Consider the following 19,317-nt stretch of genomic DNA (forward strand, 5'->3'; position numbering starts at 1 on the left):
GCTTTACGGCTTATACGTGCTCGCCCTGGTGAGACTCTGCTTTTGTGCCACCATCATCCGCGATCGGCTTTGGACCTTTCGCTTGCTTGCCACCAGCATCGGGGCGGCAGGCCCACACGACTTCACCGTCCGCCTTGCGCACACACGCCTGTTGCACGCTCAGCGGCCACCGCATCTGCACCCACGTTCGTGGCGTTCGCGAGCGCCCCTCGTGTCGGGTGAGACGCACCATTGTTAGCATAATCGGAAGTTCGTGTAAATCACATTATTTTGCCTGATGACCTTGCGCCGTCGGGCAAATCAGTGGTCCAATACCCCGCCGGAGGCGACGGCCGCCGGTCTCGCCTCAATCGGGATCTCGGCATCGCGAGATGCCGCCCGAGCGAGGACCGAAGTGAGAGCATCGGAAATCGGCCGGCGAAAACAGCTTCTGGCTCGGCGGTCGCTGGGACCGGATGTCGGCCTCGAACGGCGCGCGCAGCGGATCGCCGAATCGTCACGCGCCGGCTGTTGCGGGAGCGAGCATGTCGAGCGGTTGGAGAGCGAGCTGCGCGCCACCCGCGAGCGGCTGCAGGCCGCGATCGAGGAACTGGAAAGCGCCAATGAGGCGGCGAAGCGGGAGCTCCGTAGCTCGGCCTGACCGGGGCCGGACGCTGGCCGTCCATGACCTGCCGGTGCGGCTGAGCCTGACCTGTCCGGGGGATTGCGGCGCAGGCGGGGCCGATTCTTCAAATGAGCCGGTTGCAGAGACCCGAAGCCGATTCTGTCCTGAGCCGATGGCCGGGGCCGGATGGGCTGGGTTTGCGGCGGAAGTGACGGAAATTGCGGGTGTTTTAGCGCCGCCGAGCGGTTGGGCGACTGGAATCACCATGATGGCCAGGATGTGCCGATTCCACGGCCACCGTTGGATTACGGGTTTCTGCACTGCGTTCCGATCCGTGTTGCCCAATTTGGCGGCGCAACATGGGGCTTCAATAATTCTCTATAATTATCAATGGCTTGTAGCTGTCGTGGCGCTCACGTGCCCGTGATATTTGTGCAACATCTGCCTGAAAACAGCCGCAACTGGCCTCAAACCAAGCTGTCTTTTGTTGCGTGATCGGGGGGCTTCTGTCTCTTATGGAACTGCGACGGAGGGGGGCATCCCGAGGTCGTCCCGTTAGGTGGTTCGCTTAAGTCCCTCGCGTTCAGCGGGTGTGTCCGAAGGCGCGAAGCGACTAAGCGGGTTTTATTGGGACAAGGGAACCAACCTTAGGGTGCTACACCCGGCGGATCCGGAACCTTCCCTGAGATAGAGCAACTTGGAGGTTTAACATGAAGATGGTTAAGAGCCTTATCCTCGGCTCGGCGGCGGCTCTCGTCGCAGTCGGCGGAGCTCAGGCGGCCGATCTTCCCGTCAAGGCCAAAGCGGTCGAGTACGTGAAGGTTTGCTCCCTGTATGGTCCCGGATTCTACTACATCCCGGGCACCGACACCTGCATCAAGCTGGGTGGCTACCTGCGCGTTGAAACCGCGCTGAACACCAACAGCGTCTACGGCCCGACCACCAGCAGCAACGCTGGCGGCCACAACCGCTACACCAACTACTACACCGCTCGTTCCCGCGAAGACTTCAACATCGATACGCGCACCGCGACCGAATACGGCGTCGTCCGCACCTTCTTCGATGCGACCTTCTCGTGGACCACGGGTAACTACGCTGGTACGGGCTCCGCCACCGGCGGCTCGCTGTACTCCGGCTCGGTCGGCCCTGCTGGCGGTTCGGTGAACGGCACCGACGGCAACCCGAACGCTGGTGCGCTCGGCGTGTACTACGCCTTCATCCAGTTCGCTGGCTTCACCATGGGTAAGGCCGTGTCGCAGTTCGACGCGCCCTGGAACAACTACCCGGCCAACAACTTCGACGGTCTCGTCGGCGGCGGCGGCACGGTCACTGGTGTCAACCAGTTCACCTACACCGCTCAGTTCGGCAACGGCGTGTCGCTCGCTCTGTCGGCTCAGGACCAGGTCCAGTACTATCAGTCGGGTGTGCTGAACGTCACCGGCATTACGGCGGCCGGCATTGCTGGCGGTTCGTACGGCACGAACAGCTACGGCGGTACGGTCTCTCCGGACTTCGTCGCCTCGCTGCGCGTCGACCAGGCTTGGGGTCTGTTCCAGGCGTCGTTCGCGGCGCATGACAGCCACGTCGGCTACTACGGCGCCACCGAGTTGACCGGTCATCCGGACGACAAGTGGGGCTGGGCTGCTCAGCTGGCCTTGTCGATCAAGAACATCCCGACTGGCGCGGGTGACACGATCAACCTGCAGGGCGTCTACACCGACGGTGCAACGCGCTACAACCTCCAGGTTCTGTCGCCGAACGCCTTCAGCATGTACAGCGGCGCAAGCACTGCTGGCGCATACCAGAGCATCGGCTTCGCCAACGCTCCGGACACCGTCTTCGTGACCGGTGGTACGCAGCAGAGCATCACGACCTGGGGCTTCCGCGGTGGCTACACCCACAACTGGGATCCCTACTGGAACACGGGTATCTACGGTGCGTACGCTGGCGTTCGCTTCAACGACACCAGCAAGGCGTTCATCTGCGGCAGCGCTGCCATGGGTGCTCTCCTCGTCGCCGGTTCGACCTGCAACCCGGACTTCAACGTTGCTCAGGCCGGTATCATCACCCGCTGGACTCCTGTGAAGAACCTGACCTTCTCGGGTGACTTCAACTGGACCCGTCTCGACCAGAAGTACTCCGGTCAGATCGTCGGCCCGGGCTCGGCCACTGCTGCCAAGCCGGCTGGTGTTGTGTACGACCTCAAGGATCAGGACAGCTTCACGCTGCTCCTCCGCGCTCAGCGCAACTGGTAATACCGGTTGATCTGATCCAGATCTGACAGAGCCCCCGGCGAGCAATCGTCGGGGGTTTTGCTTTGTGCGATGGATAGCTACGAGCCGCGCCTCACGCGGTGCGCGACTTACGCCGCCAGCATGTCGCGGACCAGCGGAATCACCTTGCGGCCATAGAGCTCGATGCTGCGCATCAGCTTGTCGTGCGGCAGGGGGCCGGACGAATATTTCAGCTGGAAGCGGGCGAGCCCGAGCGCCTTCACGGTCGCCGCGATCTTGCGCGCCACGGTTTCCGGCGATCCGACATATAGCGAGCCGTGATCGGCCTCCTGGACGAACTCGTCCCGACCCATCGGCGGCCAGCCGCGCTCCTTGCCGATGCGGTCGCGCATCACCTTGTAGTCCGGCCACAGTTCTTCGCGCGCCTGCGTGTCGGTGTCGGCGACATAGCCCGGCGAATGGACGCCGATCGGCTGCGGTGTCCGGCCGAACTGGGCATAGGCACGGTGATGCAGGTCGACATAGGGCGCGAACCGCTTGGGATCGCCGCCGATGATCGCCAGCATCAGCGGCAGATCGTAATGCGCGGCGCGAACCACCGATTCGGGGCTGCCGCCGACGCCGATCCAGGTCTTCAGCGGGCCATGCTCGACCGGCGGATAGATCGACTGGTCGCGCAGCGGCGGCCGCAGCTTGCCCTGCCAGGTCACCGGCTCCTGCTTCAGCAGCGCCGCGAACAGATCGAGCTTCTCCTCGAACAGCGCCTCATATTGCCGGAGGTCGAAGCCGAACAGCGGAAACGACTCGGTGAACGAGCCGCGGCCGAGAATCACCTCGGCCCGGCCGTTCGAGGCCGCATCGACGGTGGCAAAGCGCTGGAACACCCGAATCGGGTCGTCCGAGCTCAGCACCGTCACCGCCGAGCCGAGCCGGATCCGCTCGGTCCGCGCGGCGATCGCCGCCAGCGCCACCTCGGGCGAGGAGATCGCGAAATCGGCACGGTGATGCTCGCCGAGCCCGATGAAGTCGATGCCGAGCTGATCGGCCAGCACCGCCTCGTCGATGACGTTGCGGATCACCTGCGCGTGCGGCAGGGGAGCGCCGGCGTCGTCCTTTGTGACGTCGCCAAAGGTATCGAGGCCGAATTCGACAGTCGTGGTCATGATCTGAGGTCCAGTGGCCGGCAGGAGGCGGGCCACACAATGAGGTCTTCGATCACGGGCAGTTAATGGCCGGGCGCAGGGTGGCAAGCCCACATTGGGAAACCCTGGGTTTCCTCTGAGGCGACCTCGATTCGATGTTCAGCTCCAGGCCGCTCGATAAGGGCTTAGGCCGGCACCACCAGAAATCCCGCGCGCGGAAAATGCACGACGACCTCGCCGGCGCGTGCGTCGGTGCGGCGGATCGCGATGTGCTGGGCCGACAGCGACACGATCCGGCCCTGCACGGGGACCTTGCCATAGTCGTCAGGCGAGACGGTGACGAGATCGCCGGGCTTGCGGCCATTGGGATCGGCGGGATCGCCGGCTTCAGGTGTTTCCGGCGAAGACCGTGCCGCGATCTCCAGCGCTTCCGCGGACGACATTTCCGTCCGCTCGCCATGCCCGATGCCGCGCATCCGCGCCTCCCACGCCGCGGTCAGCGGCAGATGCGCCATGATCTCGTCGAGCGAGCTCAGGCTTTGCCGCGCATACCACACGTTCATGTAGGCGTTGATGTCGGCAAGGCTGAATTCGTCGAGCAGCCACGACCTGCCGTCGCCGAGCTGCGCCTCGATCCAATTGGCGTGGGCGCGGAATTGATCGCGCATCTGCGGCAACGCCGCGGTCATGGCGGCGACATCGAACCTGGCGCCGCGCAGCTTCTCGCGATCCTCGATGAACTCGCGCGGCACCTTGTCGCCGATGAAGCCGAACACGAGATTGACCGTGCTCTGGAAGAACGAGCGGTCCGTCCACATGCCGAGCGCGTAAGGCACGCCGGTGTTGCCGCCAGCAAACAGCGTCGGCGTCGGAAAGCGCCGCTCCAGCTCGCGGATGATGATCTGGGTGTCGCAATAGACGTCGGCGCCGATCTGCAGCGTCGGCGTGCGGCGATAACCGCCGGTCATCGGCATCAGATCCGGCCGCGGCATGATGCGCGAGATTCTGACCGAGCTCCAGGCGAGCTTCTTGTAGCCGAAGATGAGGCGAATTTTTTCGGAGAACGGCGATTGGTCGAAATGGTGCAGGATCAGCGTCGGCTGCGGCATCGTCGGCTCCCGTGATCGCAATTGCGAGCTCAGCTATCTCGTCGCTCAGACTGACGAGATTCCCGGAGATCGCAACCGGATTCGCGAGAGCTGCCGTCAGAACTGTTCCGCCCAGGGGCGCAGATCGAGCTCCAGCGTCCAGGCGCTGCGGTGCTGGTGATGCAGCACCCAATAGGTCTCTGCGATCGCGGCGATGTTGAGCAGGCCGTCCGGCCCGCGATCGTCCTTCAGTTGCGGACGGATGCTGAGCAGCCGGTCGCCCTCGATGCCGCCGTCGATCACGACGTGGCCGACATGGATCCCCTGCGGCCCGAACTCGCGCGCCACGCTCTGCGACAGCGCACGCAGCGCGGCCTTGGCGGCGGCGAACGGCGAGAAATTCGCCTTGCCGCGCAGCGAGCCGCTGGCGCCGGTGAACAGCAGCGTGCCGCCGCCGCGCGCGAGCAGCGCCGGGATCGCCGCCTGCGCCAGCTGGAATCCGCCCAGCGCATGCTCGCGCCAATGCTCCTCGAACCGCTGCTCGCTGACCTTGATGAACGGCGCGGGACGGTTGGAGCCGGCATTGTGCACGGCGACCGCGAGCGGCGCGAGACCCTGCGCCGTCGCCACGAAGCGCGCGACGTCGGCCGCAACGGAGGCATCGCCGACGACGTGAGCGACCCTGGCGCCATCGGCGGCGAGCTCGGCTGCGGTCGCGGCGAGCTTCTCCGCATTGCGTCCGGTGATCGCCACCGGATATCCGCCGGCGGCAAAACGCCGTGCGATCGCGGCACCGAGACCGTGCGAGGCGCCGACGCCCGCGATAAGCACGCTTCCTTGCACGGCGTTCGGCTCAATTGCAGATCGGTCGCTCATGCCACGCTCCATCCATCCGCCTGCGCATTGCAGGCGTTTTCAACTTTTGCTCAGTTTGAATTATGGTCATCATCTAAGTCGATGACAAGGGGCCGGTCCGGATGAAGGCGAATGTCGCGTCGCGGTATTTCGGTGATGCCGTGTGCGCTGCATCGACAGGTTGCAGATTGGCCACACTTCTGATGATCGAAAGATTAAATGCATGACGGAGTCGTGACGACTCTTGTCGGGATTCGTCGAATCAGGGAAGCTGATTCGTACCCGAATCCAATTTCATCCTGCTTTGACTCAAGCGACCGGTCAGGACTCGCATGACAAGCGCACGTGTTATTGCCGTAGGAAACAACAAGGGCGGCTCCGGCAAATCGACAATTGCCATGCATGTCGCCATCGCGCTGATCAAGGCGGGTCAGCGTGTCGCCACCATCGATCTCGACAACAAGCAGAAATCGCTGACCCATTACGTCGACAACCGGCGGGCCTGGGAACGCGAGGCGTCGCTCGAGCTCGGCGATCCCACCCATCTCTGTTTCGAGACGATGAGCGGATCAAGCCATGAGGACGAGGCGCGCGGGCGCAGTGCCTTGATCGAGATCGTCGACCGGCTGAGCCGCTCGCACGATTTTGTCGTGATCGACAGTCCCGGGCATGATTCCTATCTCACGACGTTCGCCCATTCGCTGGCGAACACGCTGATCACGCCGCTCAACGACAGCTTTGTCGATTTCGACGTGCTCGGCACGGTGGATCCGCAAGGATTCAAGGTCACCGGCATCAGCCATTATGCGAAGATGGTCGAGGAGGCGCGGCGGCAGCGCAGCGCGGACGATCACGCGCCGTTCGACTGGGTGGTGCTGCGCAACCGCCTGTCGACGCTGGGCTCGCGCAACAAGCGCCTGGTCGGCGACGCGCTCAGCGAGCTCTCCAACACCCTCAATTTCCGGGTCGTCGATGGGCTGGCGGAGCGGGTGATCTTCCGCGAGTTCTTCCCGCGCGGGCTCACCGCAATCGACGATCCGAACCAGCTGACGCTCGGCGCGCGGCCGACGATGTCGCACGTCACGGCGCGGCTCGAGATGGAGCGGCTGATGACGGCGATCATGCTCGGTCATCTCGTCGCGCGGCCGAAGGATACCTCCGACAGCCGCGACGCGGCGTAAGGACGCGCCGTTATCGACAGTTTGGATTTGCGGCATCGGCCATGATCAGGAACGTGATCGTTGCCGGTGCGAGCGTCGTTGTGCCCGCTGATATCGGATCGCCGGCCAGCTGCGGAAGCCCGTCAGCCGCATCAAGCTGCAGCGCCTTGCCATTGAGCTGGACCGCCGCGGCCAGCAGATCGCCGGCGCTCAGCGTGTAGCGCATCGCAGGATGCGGCAAGGTCAGCTCGCGCGACGCATGCCGATCATTGTTGATCGCCAGCAAGGCCACGCCGCCGCGACGACTGCGTGCGCAATGCGCGTAGACGTGCAGGCCGGCTTGCGGCGAAACGCCGGCGTCGAGCACGATGTTGCCCATCAGGCGACGCCACAGCAGCGCGGCCCAATAGTTCGGGCGCGGCAGATGGGTGTTCTCGTCGAGCAGGCCGTAGTCGCTGGCGGCGAGCGTGTTGTGCATGACGATCTTGACGCCGGCTTTCGCCAGCCGGCCGAGCTGGTCGAGATAGCGGAAGCTGTCGACAAAATTCGCCGCCCAGCGATTGCCGCCGCAGGCGGCTTCCGCGGTTTCGGTGAGCCAGATCGGCTCTCCCGGTGCAAGGCGATCGCGGAGCGCGTGCGTGAACGCGAAGCTCGCATCGGTCCGTGCCAGCCATTCGTCGGACAGTGCTGTTTCAGCCGTGCGGTCGCCGCCGCATCGGGCCGAGAGCGCACCATAGTGATGGTAGGAGATCGCATCGACGTCATGCGCCGTTGCGGCGAACAGCGCCGCAGCGTCGCCGCCCGTGCCTGACGTGCCGGGGCCAAGGATCGTCACCTCAGGCGCTTCCTGCTCCATGAAGGCGCGGAAGGTCGTGAAATCACGCGCATAGGCCGCCGCATCATAACCATCGGGCGCGCCGCCGATCGCCGGCAGATCCGGTTCGTTCATGAATTCGGCGGCGGCGATGCGGCCGCCGATCGATCGCGTGAAGGCGAGAAGCCGTTGTGCCTGCCCGGGCGCCCAATGGCCGTTCTTGTTGCGCGTGCCGGTGCTGATGGCGAATGACGTGACGATCGGTGCGTCGACCGCGCGCGAGAAGGCGATCACGCCGCGCCATTGCCGGCGCGTCAGGATGCCCTTGAAGCCCTGGGGCTGACTTGTCGGAGGTTGATCCGTGTCGGCAAAGAAAGTGCTGTTGGCCCAGGTGCCGCTGACGCGCAGATAGGCGGGGGCCAGCGCCGAGGCCAGCTTGCGCAATCTGGTGTCGGCGAGATCGATCGGGGCGCGGTTCGCGAACAGATCGGGTTTCTCGCCCGGCGCATCCGCCGCGGCGTAGGGCCGCCAGAAGCGGCCACCGGTCACCTCGACCATCTCGATATTGTAGGACTGGAAGCGCGGGTCGATGGTCGCCACGCGCCGCATGCCGGCGACGTTCAGCGTCACATCTGCGGCCCACGCGCTGGCATAGGCGAGGCTTGCCGCGCTCAAGGCGACGCAGCGCAGCCAATGCCATGAGGGATACTGCGACATCTCATGCAAGATGCCGCCGCACGATCGCGGAATCAACGCGGGCTTGCGGTCGCGAAGGTAGGGTCGATGAAGCGCACGCCACAGCCGTCAAACCCGGCATCGCGGATCATCGCGATCCGGGTTTGCAGCGGCCGTTCCGGCTCGTCGGCCAGCCGTCGCTCCATCGCCCGGAGCGACTGCAGGACGCGGAGCTGTTGCGGCACGGATCAGGCCCGTGCCGGGATCGCGGTATGGACTTCGTCGACTGTGCTCGCGCCGGTGTCGGCCTCGATGTCCTCCCGATAGGTCTCGGGGCCGATCCAGATCGCGAGCACCGTGCAGGCCGACAGGAACAGCGCGTAGCAGGCGACCGGCCACCACGAGCCGTAGGCCGCAACCAGCGCGGTGGCGACAAAGGGCGCCGGGCCGCCCGACAGCAGCGAGCCGAGCTCACGCGCGAAGGCAAAGCCGGCGAAGCGGCGTTGCGGCGGGAACAGCTCGGCGAAGTAAGCCGCCTGCGGGCCGAACATGGCTGCCGTCACCACGGCACGCGCCAGGATGAAGGCGAGCGCGATCATGATCCACTGCTTGGTGCCGACCATCCAGAAGAACGGGAACGCCAGCGCGCAGCCGGCGAGCGCGCCGAACATGTAGACCGGCCGCCGTCCGATGCGGTCGGACAGCGCCGCAAAGCCGAGGATCGCAAACAGCTCGACCCCGAACGCCAGCATCAGCGCGCTGAGCGCATCGGCCTTGGGCACGCCGACGGTGTTGATGACATAGCTGAGGCCAAACACCGGGAAGAAATAGCCGAGCCCATTCTCGGCCATGCGCGCGCCGAGCACGACGAAGAAGTTGCGCGGATGCCGGCGCAGCGCCTCCATCGCCGGGTTGCTCTCGACCTTGCCGCGCGCGACGACGGCGTCGGTGTAGACCGGCGTCTCCGTGATACGCAGGCGGACGAAGATGCCGACCACGATCAGCAGGAAGCTCGCCAGGAAGGGCAGGCGCCAGCCCCAGTCCATCAAATCCTCGCGCGGCAGCATGGTGACGAGCGCGAAGGCGGCGGCCGCGAGCAAATTGCCGACGGAGACGCCGAGCGGCGCAAAGCCGCCCCAGAAGCCGCGATGTTTCGGCGGCGCGTTCTCGACCAGATAGATCACCGCGCCGCCATATTCGGCGCCGGCGCCGAGACCCTGCACGACGCGCATCGCCACCAGCAGGATCGGTGCCCAGACGCCGATCTGCGCATAGGTCGGCAGGAAGCCGATCGCAGTGGTGCCGATGCCGATCATCAGCAGTGTCGCGACCAGCACCGGCTTGCGGCCATAGCGGTCGCCGAGGATGCCGAACAGCAAGCCGCCGAGCGGGCGCACCACGAAGCCGACACCGAAGGTCAGGAACGACAGCAGCGTGCCGACGACGGGATCGCTCTTCGGAAAGAACAGCTCGCCGAACACCAGCGCGGCCGCCGTGCCGTACAGGAAGAAGTCGTACCATTCGAGCGCGGAGCCGACGCTCGCCGCCTGGATCACGCGCAGGCGCGATCCGCCCTTTGCCATCTCGGTCATTGGTTTCCCCGTCATCGTGTTTGTTGTTTTGAATGCAGAAATGCCCGCGGCGTTGGCCGCGGGCATCGTCGCAAGTCGTCAGGCAGCGCGGGTGAAGTAGGACTTCTTCGCTGCGGACTGGGTCTCGTAGATCGATCCCTGCCGTTTCGCCGGCGGCAGCGGCATCCGCACCGGCACGTCGGTGAGCCGCGGCGTCACCACCGGCGGCCCCGCCAAGAGGCGGCTGTTGAACTCCTCGAAGTCCTTCACGCCCATCAGCGGCCAGGCATCGCTGGCAGCGACTTCGTAGAGCAGGAGGTTGCGCGGCTTGTTCGAGGTGTTGGTCGCCGAGCCGTGCAGGGCGCGCACGTGATGAAACGACATGCTGCCGGCCTTGCCCATGCAGGGCAGCGCGCGCTTGATGTCGTCCTGGATCAGATCGGGGTCGATCAATCCCGCGAAGCAGCCATCGTCGCCATGATGATCCCACATCGTCGCGCCGGTGTGGGTGCCCGGCGTCACCAGCATCGGGCCGTTCTCGATATCGCAATCGTCGAGCAGCACGCCGATCGCGAGGATGTCGTCATTGGTGTGCGGATAGAACGCCCAGTCTTGGTGCCACTCGACCGGTGAGCCGTACTGCGCCGACTTCATGTTGAGCTTGGAGCCGTGCAGGCGCAGGCCCGGGCCGATCAGCCTGGTGAGGATATCGATCACGGCCGGGCTGCGGACGATCTCGTCGAAGATCGGATGCACCTTGTGCGGCGCCTTGATGCGGCGGACCCGCGGGGTCTCCGGCGTGTGGCCCGGCTCGAGGTCGTAGACGTCGGTATGCTGGGTCACCGCGGCGGCGCCAGCGACCAGCTCGGCGAGCACCGACCGCACGTTTCCGAGGGTCTCCTGGTCGAGCACCTCGGGGACCACGATCACCCCGTCCCGCTTGTAAGCCTGAACCATCTCGTCCGAAATCATGCCGTTTCTCCCGCTTTGACGGCCAGACCGCCATTTTGTGTTATGTTAGCGCAAACATATGTCAGTGTTAGCGCTAACATAATGGCTTGGCAAGCCGGAATCGTGCAGGGTCCTGGCCCATGAGTTCCGACCTGACCCAATCCGCGGCTGCCCCGGCCGATGTCGCACCCACGCTCTCGGCGGTCGCCAAGCGTGCCGGCGTCTCGGCGATCACGGTCAGCCGGGTGCTGCGGACGCCCGACCGTGTCGCGCCCGAGACGCGGGAGCGGATCGAGCGGGTGATGCGCGAGCTCGGCTATGTGCCGAACCTCGTCGCTGGCGCACTGGCGAGCGCGCGGACCAATTCGGTCGGCGTGCTGGTGCCGACGATCGCCAACTCGATCTTTGCCGACACCGTACAGGGCCTGTCCGACACGCTCGAGCCGCTCGGCTTCTCGGTGATCCTGGCGCAGTCGCGCTACGACTCCGCGCGCGAAGACCGCATGCTGGCGGCGCTGCTGTCGCGGCGGCCCGAGGCGATCATCATGGTCGGCTCGCCCGCGACCGATGACGGCAGCCGCCTGTTGCGCAATGCGCGGATCCCGATCGTCGAGACCTGGGAATTGCCGCTCACGCCAATCGACGCGGTGGCGGGCTTCGACAATTACAAGGCTGGCGTCGCCGTCGCGAAGCACCTGGTCGCGCAGGGCCGCAGGCAGCTCGCCTTCATCGGCGGCGACGATCCGCGCGCGACGCGCCGCTGGCTTGGCTTCAAGGACCACGTCCTCGCCAACGGCCTCGACGAGCCGCGCCGGCTGATCCTCGATCGCAACGCCTCCGGCAGCGTGGTGGCGCATGCGCGGCTGCCCGGCGTCGACGCGGTGTTCGCCGCCAACGATGCGCATGCGATCGGCTTCATGGCGGGACTGCGCAATGCCGGCCTGCTGCGCGACGGGCCGGCGTCATCGCAACCGGTCGCCGTGATCGGCCTTGGTGATCTCGAAATGGGCCGGCTGATCTCGCCGACGCTGAGTACCATCAGCGTGCATGGCGACGCGATCGGCCGCACCGCGGCGACGCTGACATTGGAGCGCGGCGGAGAACGCCGGGTCGATCTCGGCTTTGAATTGGTGCTGCGCGACAGCGGTTAAGCTCAGTCGCCTTCCGGCTTCTGCGGATTGCCCATCTTCGCAAACAGGAAGGCGAGCAGGCATCCCGCGACGATGCCGAAGGTGAGATCCTCGAACACGGTCAGCGCGAAGGTCGGCACCAGCACCACGGCGGTGCGCCAGTCCTTCACGAGATGCACGAACTCCTCCTTCTCCGCCATGTACCAGCAGACCACGACCAGCACGCCGGCAAGCGCCGAGAGCGGGATGTAGCGGGCGAGGGGAGCGGCCACCACCATGAAGGCGAGCAGGAAGACCGCGTGCAGCATGCCCGACAACGGGCTGCGCGCACCGGCGCGGATGTTGGTGGCGGTGCGCGCGATGGTGCCGGTAACGCTGATGCCGCCGAACAATGCCGAGGCGATGTTGGCGATGCCCTGCGCCACCAGCTCCATGTTGGAGCGATGTTTGCGGCCGGTCATGCTGTCGGCGACCTTTGCCGAGAGCAGGCTTTCGACGCCGCCGAGCAGGGTGAACGAGAACGCGGCCGGCAGGATCTGCAGCAGCAGTGAGGTCGAGATGTCTGGCATCTGCGGCGCCGGCAGGCCGCGGGGAATCTCGCCGAACTTGCTGCCGATGGTCTCGATCGGCAAGTGCAGCAGCCATGCCGCAAGCGAGGCCAGCACGATCGCGATCAGCATCGCCGGCCAGGCTGGCCGCCAGGCGCGCAGCATGAAGATCAGCGCGGCGGAGCCGACACCGACCGCCAGTGCCGGCCAGCTCAGCGTCGGCAGGGCATGGCCGAGCGCAGCGAGCTTTGGCAGGAATGGTCCGGGCTCCTTGCCGGCGAGCGTCAGCCCGCCGAGATCGCGCAGTTGGCTGGCGAAGATGGTGGTGGCGATGCCGCAGGTGAAGCCGACCGTGACGGGATGGGGGATATAGCGGATCAGCGAGCCGAGACCGGAGGCGCCGATCAGGGTCAGCATCAGTCCGGACAGCAGCACGGTGAGCGCCAATCCCTCGATGCCGAATTGTGCTGCCGTGGCCGAGACCAGCACGATGAAGGCGCCGGCGGGCCCGCCGATCTGATACCGGCTGCCGCCGAGCGCCGAGACCAGGAAGCCGCCGACGATGGCCGTGAACAGCCCGCGCTCCGGCGTCACGCCGGAGGCCACCGCAATCGCCATCGAGAGCGGAAGCGCAACGACCGCGACCGTCAGCCCGGCCGTCACATCGTGGCGGAAGGCGCTGAGGCCGTAGCCCTCGGTCAGCGTGGTGACGAGCTTGGGACGATAGAGATGCGACGTGGACGATCCGTCAGGCATGGCGTCGACCGGGCAGGAGGAATCCGCGAGAGAGCCTAGCAGACCTGCCGCAGACGAGGAATGCGCGTCGCACCGTTGTGCCGGTCCGGTTGACTACGGATGAGGTCCGCTGCGCCCCGCTCAGCCGCCGATCCTGCGATAGACGGCCGCGGCGCGGCGCAGCAGCCGGCCCTTCTTCTTTCGCGCATGCAGCTTTGCATGCTTCGCCACGCGCTCGTCGACTGGCTTCGCGGCCTTGGTGAAGCTTGCAATCAACGCGCGTTGCACGTCGGCGTCGTTCAACTCGCCAAGGATCTGCTGACCCTTGCGCAGCTGCTTCACGATGTCCCGCCAGTGCGCATAGTCCTCGGTGGGCAGTCCTCCCTCCGAGAATTCGATTGCGTAGCGCAGCCGCTTGCTGGCGAGCCGCAGATCGTGCCGCTTGGTCTTGCCCATGCCCTGGATGCCGCGGCTCTTCCTGGTGAGCTTGCGATGCCAGCGCGTCAGCTTGCGGGCGTGAAATTCCGCAACCGGCACGGCGCGCCGCCGCGCCGCAAGAGGATCCTGTCGCGCGGTCCACGGGCCGCTGCCGACCCAGTCCCACATCGCATCGAACCATTGCCGGTAGCGCTCGCTCTCCAGCGCATCCTGCAGGGCGGCGAAGGCTTCCGTACGGGCGGCCGTGAACACGCGCTCGTCCGGCGTGCCCTTTGCATTCTCGATCGCGACATCGAGATCGCGGGTGGCGCCGAGATGGGCGCTCAGCCACTTCAGTTCGGATTTCAATCGCGTCCATTCGATATCCGCCACCATCTTGGCGTAGAAGGCGACCGCGGCCCGCAGCCGCGTCAGCGCGACGCGGGTCTGGTGCAGCGCGATCCCGTCGCCGGCGCAGGTGGCATCGTGGTGGGTTGCGACGTCTTCCAGGCATTCGGATACGATCAGGCGAAAGGCGGTCTCGCAGCGCATGGCCTCGCTGAGATGGCGCGGCCGCTTGGCGCGGGCGGCACGCTCCTTGGGCAGGCTGGCCGTGGACGTCATGACCATCTCGCAACTCGGTCGGCGCCGCGGCAGTGGGGTCCGGACCCGGCATCCTCGCCCGATAGCAGGCCCGATTGATTGATCTGGATCAAGAGGCTTTGCGGCCGCTGGCGCGCGATCGCGGCCGCAGCGCGGCGAAAAGGTCACGCTGCCGTCCAGAATATGGACACAAAGACGCATTCGGCGCCGCGGCGTTTCACCGCGCCGCTAGCAGAAAGCGCTTGATATTTCGCGTGCGAAATATATATCGGGGACGTGAAACCAGACCGTCGGCTGATCTTTCTCCTGACCGTGGGCTATCGCCGCCTGCAGCGCTCGCTCGAGCAGGAGATGGTCGCGCATGACCTGACGTCGGCGCAATCGGGCGTGCTGTTCTATCTCGGCCGCAACGACGGTGCGCTGATCGGCGACGTGTCGCAGGCGCTCGACATCGTGCCCTCGGCGATGACGGGTCTTGCCGACCGCATGGAGCGCGCCGGCCTCGTCAAGCGCAGGCGCGACGGCGACGACGGCCGCGCGCAACGGCTCTACATCACGGCGGCAGGCCAAGAGCTCGGCAAGCGCGCCGCGGCGCGCGCCAAGGCCGTGAACACGGAATTGATGGCCGGATTCTCCGACGACGAGATCGACGTGGTCTCGCGCTGGCTGACCAGCCTGCAGCAGAAATTTCCCAAGGACAAAGCGACCCTCGCAATCGACAGGAGCAAGGCATGAGCGATTTGGTCAACGTTGCGCTGGAATCCGGTGTGCTCACCGTGACCCTGGCGCGGCCGGACAAGAAGAACGCCCTCACCAACGACATGTACGGCGCGCTGGCCGATGCGCTGGAGCGCGCCGAGAAGGACACGGCCGTCCGTGCCGTGCTGCTGCAGGGCGACGGCGACAGTTTTACGGCCGGCAACGATCTCGCCGATTTCGCCAAGATATCGCAAGGTGCGAAGGGCGAGCGTCACGTGACGCGCTTCCTCACCAATCTCGCCTCTGCGACACGGCCGCTGGTCGCGGCCGTGCAGGGCAATGCCGTCGGTGTCGGCACCACCATGTTGCTGCATTGCGACCTCGTTTATCTCGCCACCACGGCGAAACTGATCACGCCCTTCGTGAATCTGGCGCTGGTGCCGGAAGCGGCCTCGACCTGGCTGCTGCCGCAGCGGATCGGCTATGCGCGGGCCTACGCGATGTTCGCGCTTGGCGAGCCCGTGGATGCGCAGACCGCGTTCTCGTTCGGTCTCGCCAACGCTGTTGTGGCGCCGGACGAGCTGCGCGCCAAGGCGCGTGCGGCCGCCGAAGCGCTGACAAAACGTCCGCTCGGCTCGCTCGTCCACACCAAGAAGCTGATGCGCGATGCGGAGCTGATCAAGGCGCAGATGGCGCGCGAGAGCCAGATCTTCTCGGAGCGGCTGATGAGCGCCGAAGCCCGCGAGGCCTTTGCCGCCTTCGCCGAGAAGCGTCCGCCGGACTTTTCCAGGATCGCAGGATAGTCCTGAAGGGACGTTTCCTCGCACGAGACGGGTTGACGGCGCCTCGCGGATCACACATCAGCTTTCGCTCCAGACTATGTTCCGTCGAGGCGAGGCATGAGCGACCGTCACACCATCAGCAACGGCAGGATTTCCGCGACCATTTTGGCACATGGCGCGGAACTCTGCTCGCTCAGGGATGCCGAAGGCGCCGAACTGCTCTGGCAGGCCGGCCCGCAATGGCCGCGCCATGCGCCGCTGCTGTTCCCGATCGTGGGCAAGCTGAGGGGCGATCAGCTCCGCCACGCCGGCAAGACCTATCCGATGACCCAGCACGGTTTTGCCCGTGATCGCCGCTTTGCATGGGTGGAGCAGGGCGCAGCGTCCTGCAAGCTCGTGCTGACCGACGATGCCGAGACCCGCGCGCGCTATCCTTTCGCCTTCCGGCTCGAAGTGACCTACACAGTGCTTGGCGCTGATCTCGATGTCGGCTTCGCCGTCATCAACACCGGCAATGAGACGCTTCCGGCCTCGCTCGGCGGGCATCCGGCCTTCAACTGGCCGCTGCTGCCGGGCTTGCCGAAGGAGGCCCATTCGCTGTCGTTCTTCGAGAACGAAGACGCGCCGATCCGCCGGCTGAAGGACGGCTTGCTGCGCGACAAACCGGAGCCGAGCCCGATTGAGGGCAAGACATTGAGTCTCTCCGAACGCCTGTTCGATGACGACGCCATGATCCTCGATCGCGTCGCAAGCTCATCGGTTCGCTTTGGCGCCGCGCGCGGTCCCGCGATCTATGTCTCCTGGACCGGCTTTCGCGAGCTCGGCATCTGGTCAAAACCCGGCGGCGCGCCGTTCCTGTGCATCGAGCCGTGGCGCGGCTATGCCAGCCCGGCGGAGTTCGACGGCGAATTTTCCGACAAGCCCGGCCTGATGCGCATCGCGCCGGGCAAGCGCGAAGAGCTTGGCTATCGCATCCGCGTCAGTTGAACGCCATGCCGCCGCTCATCGCGATGGTCTGCCCGGTCATGTAGGGATTGTTGACCAGCAGCATGATGGCCTGCGCGACTTCCTCCGAGGTGCCGAAACGCCCGATCGGAATCCGGCTGACGAGGTCGGTTTGCCCCTTCATCATGTCGGTCTCGATCAGCGACGGCGCCACCGCATTCACGGTGATGCCCTCCTTGACCAGCCGCGCGGCATAGCCGCGGGTCAAGCCCTCGATCCCGGCCTTCGACGCGTTGTAGTGCGGCCCGATTGAGCCGGCGCCGCGCGCGGCGCCGGAGGAGATGTTGACGATGCGGCCCCATTTTTTTGTGCGCATGGTTGGCAGCACGGCCTGGGTGCAGAGAAACACCGACTTCAGATTGACCGTTATGGTGCGATCAAAGTCCTCTTCGGAGAGATCGTCGACGCCTTTGACGATCGCGATGCCGGCATTGTTGACGAGGATGTCGACGGGGCCGAGCGCGGCGTTCGCGCGCTCGACAAGCCGAGCGACCTCCGACGTCTGCGACACATCGGCCGCGATTGCCGTGGCGCGGCCGCCGGCTGCCGTGATGGTCTTGACCAGTGCCTCGGCATCACCGGCGCGTTCGCGATAGTTTATGGCGACGGCAGCGCCGGCTTCCGCCAGCATTTTCGCAATGGCGGCTCCAATGCCGCGGGAACCTCCGGTGACGAGGGCGGTGTGTCCGTGGAGGGAAGGTGTCGTCATGGAGGATCTCCGTGGCAGGCGGCAAACAATGCGATGAAACTTAATCGTTCCCGGCGTCCGTGCATCCGCACCGCGATGCATCGCTCGAAGTTCTGCACTGCGCGAGGCGCGGAGCCGAAGCTGAATCGTCGACGTTAGCGCTAATCGTGCACTGCAGCGGGAACGCGAATGCAAGCAATTGTGATCGAACTTGAACGTCTTTTTGGCTGGGTCCCGGAGTGGGTGATCGGCCTTGGCCTGATCATCGGTGCCATCATCCTCGCCTTGCTGATCCAGCGCGCGGCGCTGTGGAGCGCGCGTCGCGCCATGGCAACGCGAATGCCGGTGGCCCTGCAATTCGTCGAACGGCTCACCGGGCCCGCGCAGCTTGCGATGTGTCTGGCGGCGGTCGCGCTGGTGCTGCCGTGGGCGCCATTGAACGATACGCTCCGGCTGGATCTCAGCCACTTCTTCGCAGTCGCCGTGATCGCGCTGGTCGGATGGATCTCGATGCGCACCGTCGACATGGGCGCAGCGCGCTATCTCCAGCAATTCCGTCATGAGGTCGCCGAGAATTTCCTGGCGCGCAAGCATGTGACGCAGGTGCGGGTGTTCAAGCGCGTGATCGACACGCTGGTCATCATGATCACGGTCTCGACCGCGATGATGACCTTCGACTCGGTCCGGCAATATGGCGTCAGCCTGTTTGCCTCCGCCGGCGCCGCCGGCCTCATCGTCGGTCTTGCAGCGCGGCCGCTGCTCAGCAATCTCATCGCCGGCGTGCAGATTGCCGTTACCCAGCCGATCCGGATCGAGGACGCCGTCATCATCGAGAACGAATGGGGCTAGGTCGAGGACATCGCCTCGACCTATGTGGTGATTCGGCTGTGGGACTGGCGGCGCATGGTGGTGCCGCTGTCCTATTTCATCGAGCGTCCGTTCCAGAACTGGACGCGCGACGCGCAATCGCTGATCGGCGCGATCGCGCTGCATGTCGACTACAGCGCCAATGTGCCGCGGATCCGGCAGCGGCTGGAGCAGGCCGCGAAGGAATCCAAGCTATGGGACGGCGCGGTGGTGAATTTGCAGGTGACCGAAACCCATCCGCGGACGATCGAGCTGCGTGCGTTGGTCAGCGCGCGGAATGCGCCGCAATCCTGGGATCTGCGCTGCGAGATCCGCGAGAAGCTGGTGGCTTTCATCCGCGACGAGATGCCCGAAGCGCTGCCGCGCGAGCGCAACGTGCTGGCGCCGGCCCACGACGACCCCGATCGGATCATGCGTAACGTCTCGGCGCCGCGAACTGCACCCGAACCGGCGCATCATTGAGGCTCAGTGCCGCGGGTTCAAAGCGTCCGTCATCGCGGCCATCGAGGGCGGGTTTTCCTTGGCCCAGGCCTCGTGCGCCGCGAGATCGCGATAATAGTCGGCCATGCGACTCAGTCGCTCGCGAATGCTCTGGTCCTTCTCATCCTTGGCCTGGTCGGCCAGTTGCGACGCGCGTTCGAGGAGCAGTTTCGGGTCGATCACGACAGGCTCCGGATTTCGTTTCGCCTCGCTGACAACGAGACGAACCAAATCACGGTTCCTGACATGGTTTGATGACAGCGTCGCGG

Annotated in this window: 17 protein-coding genes and 2 pseudogenes; 8 read left to right on the forward strand and 11 right to left on the reverse strand. The window is 65.5% G+C overall.

The annotated features are described in order from the left end of the window. The first annotated feature begins 394 nt into the window (after positions 1 to 394). Together JQ604_RS38975 and JQ604_RS38980 are read left to right on the forward strand one after the other, a co-directional pair. Positions 395 to 640 carry a hypothetical protein gene (locus JQ604_RS38975; protein WP_212366102.1) on the forward strand — a complete coding sequence of 82 codons (246 nt, stop codon included), beginning with the start codon at positions 395 to 397 and terminating at the stop codon, positions 638 to 640. 674 nt (positions 641 to 1,314) lie between these two features. Beyond that, positions 1,315 to 2,859 carry a porin gene (locus JQ604_RS38980; RefSeq protein ID WP_212366065.1) on the forward strand — a complete coding sequence of 515 codons (1,545 nt, stop codon included), beginning with the start codon at positions 1,315 to 1,317 and terminating at the stop codon, positions 2,857 to 2,859. A 107-nt stretch (positions 2,860 to 2,966) separates the two neighbouring features. Here JQ604_RS38980 and JQ604_RS38985 read toward each other — a convergent pair whose 3' ends face one another. The 3 genes from JQ604_RS38985 to JQ604_RS38995 all read right to left on the reverse strand — a co-directional run bounded on the left by JQ604_RS38985 (position 2,967) and on the right by JQ604_RS38995 (position 5,944). Continuing rightward, positions 2,967 to 4,001: an LLM class flavin-dependent oxidoreductase gene (locus JQ604_RS38985; RefSeq protein ID WP_212366066.1), complete on the reverse strand. Its 1,035-nt coding sequence runs from the start codon at positions 3,999 to 4,001 to the stop codon at positions 2,967 to 2,969. A gap of 164 nt (positions 4,002 to 4,165) precedes the next feature. Continuing rightward, entirely contained in the window at positions 4,166 to 5,089 is a 924-nt protein-coding gene (locus JQ604_RS38990; RefSeq protein ID WP_212366067.1) for a glutathione S-transferase family protein, read from the reverse strand. A gap of 96 nt (positions 5,090 to 5,185) precedes the next feature. Next, positions 5,186 to 5,944 (reverse strand): SDR family NAD(P)-dependent oxidoreductase, encoded by a 759-nt coding sequence (locus JQ604_RS38995; protein ID WP_212366068.1) that lies wholly within the window; start codon positions 5,942 to 5,944, stop codon positions 5,186 to 5,188. 311 nt (positions 5,945 to 6,255) lie between these two features. Here JQ604_RS38995 and JQ604_RS39000 point away from each other — a divergent pair, with 311 nt between their 5' ends. Next, positions 6,256 to 7,104 carry a division plane positioning ATPase MipZ gene (locus JQ604_RS39000; RefSeq protein ID WP_249159320.1) on the forward strand — a complete coding sequence of 283 codons (849 nt, stop codon included), beginning with the start codon at positions 6,256 to 6,258 and terminating at the stop codon, positions 7,102 to 7,104. 10 nt (positions 7,105 to 7,114) lie between these two features. On the opposite strand, the gene JQ604_RS39005 is transcribed toward JQ604_RS39000, so the two are convergent. The 4 genes from JQ604_RS39005 to JQ604_RS39020 all read right to left on the reverse strand — a co-directional run bounded on the left by JQ604_RS39005 (position 7,115) and on the right by JQ604_RS39020 (position 11,115). After that, complete coding sequence (locus tag JQ604_RS39005) at positions 7,115 to 8,614, reverse strand: hypothetical protein (protein WP_212366069.1); 1,500 nt, start codon at positions 8,612 to 8,614, stop codon at positions 7,115 to 7,117. Between the two features lie 32 nt (positions 8,615 to 8,646). Then, positions 8,647 to 8,817, reverse strand: coding sequence for a hypothetical protein (locus JQ604_RS39010; RefSeq protein WP_249159321.1), 171 nt, complete (start codon positions 8,815 to 8,817; stop codon positions 8,647 to 8,649). Between the two features lie 3 nt (positions 8,818 to 8,820). Further along, positions 8,821 to 10,164, reverse strand: a complete 1,344-nt coding sequence (locus JQ604_RS39015) for an MFS transporter (RefSeq protein ID WP_212366070.1) — start codon at positions 10,162 to 10,164, stop codon at positions 8,821 to 8,823. Between the two features lie 78 nt (positions 10,165 to 10,242). After that, positions 10,243 to 11,115, reverse strand: coding sequence for a phytanoyl-CoA dioxygenase family protein (locus JQ604_RS39020; RefSeq protein WP_212366071.1), 873 nt, complete (start codon positions 11,113 to 11,115; stop codon positions 10,243 to 10,245). 119 nt (positions 11,116 to 11,234) lie between these two features. Between JQ604_RS39020 and JQ604_RS39025 the strand changes: the two genes are divergently transcribed. Continuing rightward, the gene (locus JQ604_RS39025) at positions 11,235 to 12,245 is read left to right on the forward strand and encodes a LacI family DNA-binding transcriptional regulator (RefSeq protein WP_212366072.1); all 1,011 of its coding nucleotides are present in this window, start codon (positions 11,235 to 11,237) and stop codon (positions 12,243 to 12,245) included. A 62-nt stretch (positions 12,246 to 12,307) separates the two neighbouring features. Here JQ604_RS39025 and JQ604_RS39030 read toward each other — a convergent pair. Next, positions 12,308 to 13,528 (reverse strand): annotated as a pseudogene (locus JQ604_RS39030) (SulP family inorganic anion transporter); the annotation flags it as partial. Between the two features lie 120 nt (positions 13,529 to 13,648). Then, positions 13,649 to 14,548: a CHAD domain-containing protein gene (locus tag JQ604_RS39035; protein ID WP_249159322.1), complete on the reverse strand. Its 900-nt coding sequence runs from the start codon at positions 14,546 to 14,548 to the stop codon at positions 13,649 to 13,651. Positions 14,549 to 14,803: 255 nt separating this feature from the next. Here JQ604_RS39035 and JQ604_RS39040 point away from each other — a divergent pair, with 255 nt between their 5' ends. The 3 genes from JQ604_RS39040 to JQ604_RS39050 all read left to right on the forward strand — a co-directional run bounded on the left by JQ604_RS39040 (position 14,804) and on the right by JQ604_RS39050 (position 16,995). After that, the gene (locus JQ604_RS39040) at positions 14,804 to 15,262 is read left to right on the forward strand and encodes a MarR family winged helix-turn-helix transcriptional regulator (protein WP_212366074.1); all 459 of its coding nucleotides are present in this window, start codon (positions 14,804 to 14,806) and stop codon (positions 15,260 to 15,262) included. Further along, a complete protein-coding gene (locus tag JQ604_RS39045) occupies positions 15,259 to 16,029 on the forward strand; it encodes an enoyl-CoA hydratase-related protein (protein ID WP_212366075.1) in 771 nt (256 codons plus the stop codon). The genes JQ604_RS39040 and JQ604_RS39045 overlap by 4 nt, the downstream gene beginning before the upstream one ends. 96 nt (positions 16,030 to 16,125) lie before the next feature. Beyond that, on the forward strand, positions 16,126 to 16,995 hold the full coding sequence (locus JQ604_RS39050) for an aldose 1-epimerase family protein (RefSeq protein ID WP_212366076.1): 870 nt from the start codon (positions 16,126 to 16,128) through the stop codon (positions 16,993 to 16,995). On the opposite strand, the gene JQ604_RS39055 is transcribed toward JQ604_RS39050, so the two are convergent. Continuing rightward, complete coding sequence (locus JQ604_RS39055; protein ID WP_212366077.1) at positions 16,988 to 17,722, reverse strand: SDR family NAD(P)-dependent oxidoreductase; 735 nt, start codon at positions 17,720 to 17,722, stop codon at positions 16,988 to 16,990. The genes JQ604_RS39050 and JQ604_RS39055 overlap by 8 nt on opposite strands. Before the next feature lie 168 nt (positions 17,723 to 17,890). Between JQ604_RS39055 and JQ604_RS39060 the strand changes: the two are divergent. Continuing rightward, positions 17,891 to 19,030 (forward strand): annotated as a pseudogene (locus JQ604_RS39060) (mechanosensitive ion channel family protein). A gap of 3 nt (positions 19,031 to 19,033) precedes the next feature. Here JQ604_RS39060 and JQ604_RS39065 read toward each other — a convergent pair. Beyond that, positions 19,034 to 19,231, reverse strand: coding sequence for a hypothetical protein (locus tag JQ604_RS39065; RefSeq protein WP_212366078.1), 198 nt, complete (start codon positions 19,229 to 19,231; stop codon positions 19,034 to 19,036). Positions 19,232 to 19,317: the final 86 nt, after the last annotated feature.

Source organism: Bradyrhizobium jicamae (assembly GCF_018130695.1).
Lineage (GTDB): Bacteria > Pseudomonadota > Alphaproteobacteria > Rhizobiales > Xanthobacteraceae > Bradyrhizobium > Bradyrhizobium jicamae_B.

Bases quoted from the DNA above. Each gene is read 5' to 3' on its own strand.
- JQ604_RS39035 (WP_249159322.1), bottom strand. From the start codon at position 14,548: ATGACGTCCACGGCCAGCCTGCCCAAGGAGCGTGCCGCCCGCGCCAAG.
- JQ604_RS39045 (WP_212366075.1), top strand. From the start codon at position 15,259: ATGAGCGATTTGGTCAACGTTGCGCTGGAATCCGGTGTGCTCACCGTG.
- JQ604_RS38985 (WP_212366066.1), bottom strand. From the start codon at position 4,001: ATGACCACGACTGTCGAATTCGGCCTCGATACCTTTGGCGACGTCACA.
- JQ604_RS38980 (WP_212366065.1), top strand. From the start codon at position 1,315: ATGAAGATGGTTAAGAGCCTTATCCTCGGCTCGGCGGCGGCTCTCGTC.
- JQ604_RS39005 (WP_212366069.1), bottom strand. From the start codon at position 8,614: ATGTCGCAGTATCCCTCATGGCATTGGCTGCGCTGCGTCGCCTTGAGC.
- JQ604_RS38995 (WP_212366068.1), bottom strand. From the start codon at position 5,944: ATGAGCGACCGATCTGCAATTGAGCCGAACGCCGTGCAAGGAAGCGTG.
- JQ604_RS39015 (WP_212366070.1), bottom strand. From the start codon at position 10,164: ATGACCGAGATGGCAAAGGGCGGATCGCGCCTGCGCGTGATCCAGGCG.
- JQ604_RS39050 (WP_212366076.1), top strand. From the start codon at position 16,126: ATGAGCGACCGTCACACCATCAGCAACGGCAGGATTTCCGCGACCATT.
- JQ604_RS39025 (WP_212366072.1), top strand. From the start codon at position 11,235: ATGAGTTCCGACCTGACCCAATCCGCGGCTGCCCCGGCCGATGTCGCA.
- JQ604_RS39020 (WP_212366071.1), bottom strand. From the start codon at position 11,115: ATGATTTCGGACGAGATGGTTCAGGCTTACAAGCGGGACGGGGTGATC.
- JQ604_RS39055 (WP_212366077.1), bottom strand. From the start codon at position 17,722: ATGACGACACCTTCCCTCCACGGACACACCGCCCTCGTCACCGGAGGT.
- JQ604_RS39000 (WP_249159320.1), top strand. From the start codon at position 6,256: ATGACAAGCGCACGTGTTATTGCCGTAGGAAACAACAAGGGCGGCTCC.
- JQ604_RS38990 (WP_212366067.1), bottom strand. From the start codon at position 5,089: ATGCCGCAGCCGACGCTGATCCTGCACCATTTCGACCAATCGCCGTTC.